This is a genomic window from Blastomonas sp. (genome assembly GCF_041747255.1).
Taxonomy (GTDB): Bacteria; Pseudomonadota; Alphaproteobacteria; order Sphingomonadales; family Sphingomonadaceae; genus Blastomonas.
Genome location: NZ_JBGTFM010000145.1, coordinates 1 through 5332 on the forward strand (window position 1 = coordinate 1; position 5332 = coordinate 5332).

A 5332-nucleotide genomic window follows, 5' to 3' on the forward strand; every position below is an offset into this window, starting at 1 on the left:
CCTAATTTTGGGGGAATGGTTGCAGGTCAGCCGCCGAAAACGTTACAATTTTGTGGCTGGCGGGCAACACCGGGCAAGAATCGGCAGCAGGCTTTGTAGCTGACATTGTGTTTGCACTAACGTGGGTTAGTTTGCGCCATCTCGCTATTACCCAGGAGCTCACATGTCAGTTGCGAAGTCTAACTTGCGTCGCACAATTACGGCGAGCACCGCTGGTGCCGCCCTGGCAGTCGCACTTGCTGCTGTCCCCGCAGGCGCCATCGTGCCGAACAACAACCAGACCCCGACCGACATCATCGACAACGCCGGCGGCGTAAATGGGGTCGGCATGTTCTTCCGCAATGACGGCTTTGTCTGCACCGGCACGCTGATCAATCCGCGCACCGTATTGTTTGCCGCGCACTGCGTAAACAATCGCCCGCAGACGGATTTCAGCAGCATCGACGGCACCGTGCCCGCTGCATTCTCGTTCAATGTCAATGCATTGCCCGGCTTCCAGAACTGGTTGGCGAATGGCTTCCGATCGAACACCGCGCTGAATGTCTTTAACATCAACCAGATCCAGTATGATCCGCGCTCGCTGCGCAATCCAGTGGCACAGGGCTTCCTGGAAGCTGACATTGCCCTGGCAACGCTGGATACGCCTGCTGCACAGATCCCGACCTGGGCGCTGCTGTTCTCACCGCTTCCGGTTCCGCAATCTATCGATCCGGTGCGGGGCACCGGCTATCACGTCAACATCACCGGCTATGGCCGCTCGGGTTCAGGCACGGCAGGCGCAACCCAGGGCGTCGATTTCCGTCGCCGCGCTGCAGAAAACATGCTCGGTTCGCTGGCTTCGTTCGATGATCGTGACCGGTTCCTGTTTGGCACACCGCCCGAGGGCACTGATCGACTGCCACAAAATCTCTACAGCATCGACTTCGATGATCCGCGCCGCGGAACGACGGCTGCAAGCCCTTTCGACATCAACGTATTCCGCGATGCCCCGCTGGCGCGTGAAGGCACCACCGCGGGCGGCGATTCGGGCGGCCCACTGATCCTTGACGCGGCCAACAACACATTGTCGACCCGCGACCTTGTGATCGGCGTGCTTTCTGGCGGCAGCCGCTTCTTTGGCGCGCAGCCGTTCAGTTCCTATGGCACCACCGCATTTTATCAGCCGCTTTACCTGTACTGGGATTACATCGCGGCGACGAACCCCTATCGGTATGTGACCGCGGCTGCGGGCAGCGGCAACTGGGAAGATGCCAGCCGCTGGCGCACGACGCTTGACCCCAACTATCAGATTATCAACAGCACCGGCCAGGTGATCAACGGTGTGCCACCGGGCCTGGGATTGGGGCCGAACGGCGGCGATCCCGATTTCGGCCAAATCTGCATTCAGGGGCTGGGACTCAATGAATGCCGCGATCTGAACACGGGCCAGGATTTCACGCCCACTTCTGCCGCTGACGCCAACAATGTCACATCGGGCATTGGCCGGGTGGACATCGGCGAACTGCTTTCAGGCGGTGCAGAGCCTGTGGCACTTGCCGAAAGCACCGCAACAAATGATGCCGCGAACACGGCAGCCAGCGGGACAGTGACGACCGCAGCGCTCGGCCGTGGCGATCTGATCAATGCACAAAGCGCGGGCGACAACGCTGTCACCGGGTTGCAGGGCCAGTTGACCACTGCGTCGATCGGTGCGCCGCTCAGCGCAGCGGCAAGCGAGGAAAGCCGCGCAGAGCTGCAGATGAATGCCGAGAACGAGGCGCAGCGCAACGGTAGTGGCATATTTAACTCAGCACCCCTGCCCACCCCGACGCTGGCCAACGGCTTGCCAGGCGCCAGCAATTTCGTCCCCAACAACATCAACCCCAACAACCGCACCGGCGTTGCGGGGCGCTACTTTGACGTGACGCTGAATCAGGCAGGCACCACCACCCTCTCCAGCACGGTCACGATCGACCGGCTGACGGTGGGCGGGACCGCTGGCCTCACGCTGGCGTCGACTGGCAACCTCACGAGCCTTATCGACATTACGCAGACCGGCGGCGTGACAACGGTCAACGGACGGCTGCGTTCGGTGAGCGATTACACGCTGATGGGCGGACGGCTCAGCGGCACCGGCACGGTTGTCGCGCCGTTCCTGACCAGCATTATGGGTACGATCGCACCGGGCACTGTCGGCACCATCGGCACTTTGACCGTGGATGGCAATGTCGTGCTGTCATCGGCAACCCAGTTCCTGGTGGACGTGGGTGCTGGTGTATCGGATCGTCTGGCAATCAATGGCACTGCCAGCCTTGGCGGGCGGGTGTTCGTCTCGCCGGTGGCCGGCTATACGATCAAGAATGGCGATACCTACCGGATCGTCACCTCAACCGGCCCGATTACCGCCGGCTTCAACTCGGCGGCCCCGATCAGCGCCATCCTCTCACCGGTGCTGACTACCAGCGCCAATGCGGTCGATATTCGGATCACAGCAGGACTGTTCCGCAACGTGATCGCCCCAGGCTCGCTGGTGCAGAGCTCCTTTGCCAGCATTCTTGACAGCAACCGGGCAAACGAAGCCTCTTTTTCCTCGGTGTTTCTTGTCCTCGATCTACTGAACGCCACCCAGATCCAGGATACGCTGGAAGGGCTCGCACCATTTGCTGAATCGACCCGGCTGTCGATTGGCGAGGCAGCAATCAGTGCCACCTCGCGCTTCCATCGCACCCGCATGCAATCCGCGCTCACCGGCGATTATGGCGGCACCATCTCGATGATCGGCCAGCCGATGCAACTCGCTGCAACCGCAACCAACGGCATGGCGCTGCCCGGCGCCATGGCCGCCGCTGCGGTTGGCCAGGATGGCGAAGAGACCGTGATGGACTCAACGTCGCTGGACAGCCGCTTCGCCATTTATCTTGGCGGCGGTTACCTGAACGGCAAGTCAGCGCCTATGCCAACGGCGCTGACCGTGGGTCGCAAGGATCAGTTCGACGGCTTTTTCGTGGTCGGCGGATTTGAATATCTGCCGCGCGATGGCGTGGTGCTCGGCATTTCGGCGGGCTATGCGGATATCGATGCCACTGTGGTTCGCGGCCAGGAAGCCCAGGGCCGGTTGTTCGAAGGCAGCGTGTACGGGGCTGTCACGACAGGCAACGGTCTGATCGTCGACGGTCGGCTTGGCATCGGCAGTTTCAAGTCAGAAACTGCCCGCTCCGTTGCGCTTGGCAACACCGTGTTCAACCTGGCGACGACCGATGACAACCTGTCGATCACGGCGGAACTGGGGCTGTCAGCACCATTCGAAACCAAAACTGTCGTCCTCACCCCGCGCGTTGCCGCCCAATACCAGTATATCGGCTTTGACGATGTCACTGAAACCGGTGGTGGCCCCGCGCTGGCGATTGATCGCAACAAGTTCGACAGTCTGCAGATCCGCATCGGTGCATCGGCGAGCGCCAAAAAGACCGCTACCTTCCGGCCCTATATCTACGCAGACCTGGTCTATGATGTGCTGGATGGCGACCGCTTCTTTGGCGGCAATTTCGCGGGCAGCACCACCGGCCGCTTCCCGTTCGCGCTGCGCGCTGACGACGACAGCTGGGTCGAAATGGGCGCAGGCCTGACGATTTCGCAGCCAAGGTTCGACCTGACCGCGTCGGTCGACACCACGGCCGGTCGTCAGGATTTCCAGGCGCAGCAATATACGTTGACTGCGTTGATCAGGTTCTGATCGCACAATAACTTAAGAAAAAGCCCGTCAGCCTCGCAAGGCTGGCGGGCTTTTTCTTGGCTTGGCGATCGCCTGGTGCTGGATTACCCATCGCCCATGAGCAAAAGCCAAGCGCCAGATGCCATCATCATCGGGGGGGGCCATAATGGCCTCGCCTGCGCCTTCTATCTGGCGCGTGCCGGGCTGAAGGTGCGCATATGCGAAGCGCGCGAGGTGGTCGGCGGGGCAGCGGTAACGCAAGAGTTTCACCCCGGATTCCGCAATTCGGTTGCCAGCTACACCGTCAGCCTGCTGCAGCCGCGTATCATCGCCGATATGGCGCTCGAGCGACGCGGTTACCGCGTGATCGAACGTCCGGTCGCGAACTTTTTGCCACTGCCGGGCGGCGACCACCTCATCCTCGGCGGCGGACTGGAGCGCTCGCAGGCGCAATTCGCGTGCTTTTCCCGCGCGGATGCCGAGGCACTGCCGCATTATCTGGCGATGCTGGAACGTGTCGCCGACGTGCTGCGCGATCTGGCGCTGCGCCCGCCCCCCAATCTGGGCGGCGGCATCATCGGCTTTGCGGACGCGCTGGTCGCAGGGCGGCTGCTTGGCCGCCTGCCGCGTGCCGTGCAACGTGACATGCTTGACCTGTTCACCAAATCAGCGCGCGCGTTTCTTGACCAATGGTTTGAAAGCGATCCGGTCAAGGCGGCTTTCGGCTTTGATGCGGTGGTGGGCAATTATGCCAGCCCGGATACACCGGGCTCCGCCTATGTGCTGCTGCACCATGTGTTTGGACAGGTGAATGGCAACAAGGGGAGCTGGGGTCATGTCATCGGTGGCATGGGCTCCATCACGCAGGCGATGGCCGAGGCCTGCACCGAGCAGGGCGTCGAGATCAGCCTTGGCACGCCGGTGGCGCGCGTGCTGGTCCATGCAGGGCGCGCCATCGGGGTGCGGCTGGCGAGCGGCGAGCAGGTGATCAGCCCCCGCGTCATCGCCAATGTTGGCCCCAAGCTGCTGTATGACCGCCTGATCGATCGCGCAGCCTTGCCCGCCGATTTTGCGCGCCGGATCGATGGCTATGCCAGCGGATCGGGCAGCTTTCGCATGAACATGGCGCTGGATCGGCTGCCCGATTTCAGCTGCCTGCCGGGTGACGGTCCGCATCTTCGCGCCGGGATCATCATCGCGCCCAGCCTCGATTATATGGACCACGCCTTCAACGATGCCAAGGCGCATGGCTGGTCGCGCGCGCCGATTGTCGAGATGCTGATCCCGTCGCTGGTGGACGACAGCCTGGCGCCGCCGGGGCAGCATGTCGCCAGCCTGTTCTGCCAGCAGTTTGATCCGGAACTCGAGTGGACGCCTGAACAGGAAAGCGCAGCCGCCGATGCCATCATCGAGCGGGTGGAGGCGGAGGCACCCGGCTTCCGCGCCTCCATTTTGGGACGGCAAGTGCTGAGCCCCAAGGGGCTCGAGCGCACCTTCGGGCTGATCGGCGGCGATATTTTCCATGGCCGGATGAGCCTTGACCAGCTGTGGGCAGCGCGCCCGGTGCTGGGCCATGCCGATTATCGCGGGCCATTGAAAGGGCTGTACATGTGCGGCGCGGGCACCCACCCCGGCGGCGGC

2 protein-coding genes are annotated in these 5332 nt (G+C 62.4%); both read left to right on the forward strand.

Annotated elements, in window-relative coordinates:
* Positions 1-163 precede the first annotated feature (163 nt).
* Positions 164-3712, forward strand: coding sequence for an autotransporter domain-containing protein (locus ACEW8G_RS05080; protein ID WP_373487358.1), 3549 nt, complete (start codon positions 164-166; stop codon positions 3710-3712).
* A 96-nt stretch (positions 3713-3808) separates the two neighbouring features.
* Positions 3809-5332 (forward strand): phytoene desaturase family protein (locus ACEW8G_RS05085; RefSeq protein WP_373487359.1); only part of this gene is annotated, 1524 nt, incomplete at its 3' end.

Coding starts and splice junctions, on each gene's coding strand:
- ACEW8G_RS05080 (WP_373487358.1), top strand. CDS start 164: ATGTCAGTTGCGAAGTCTAACTTGCGTCGCACAATTACGGCGAGCACC.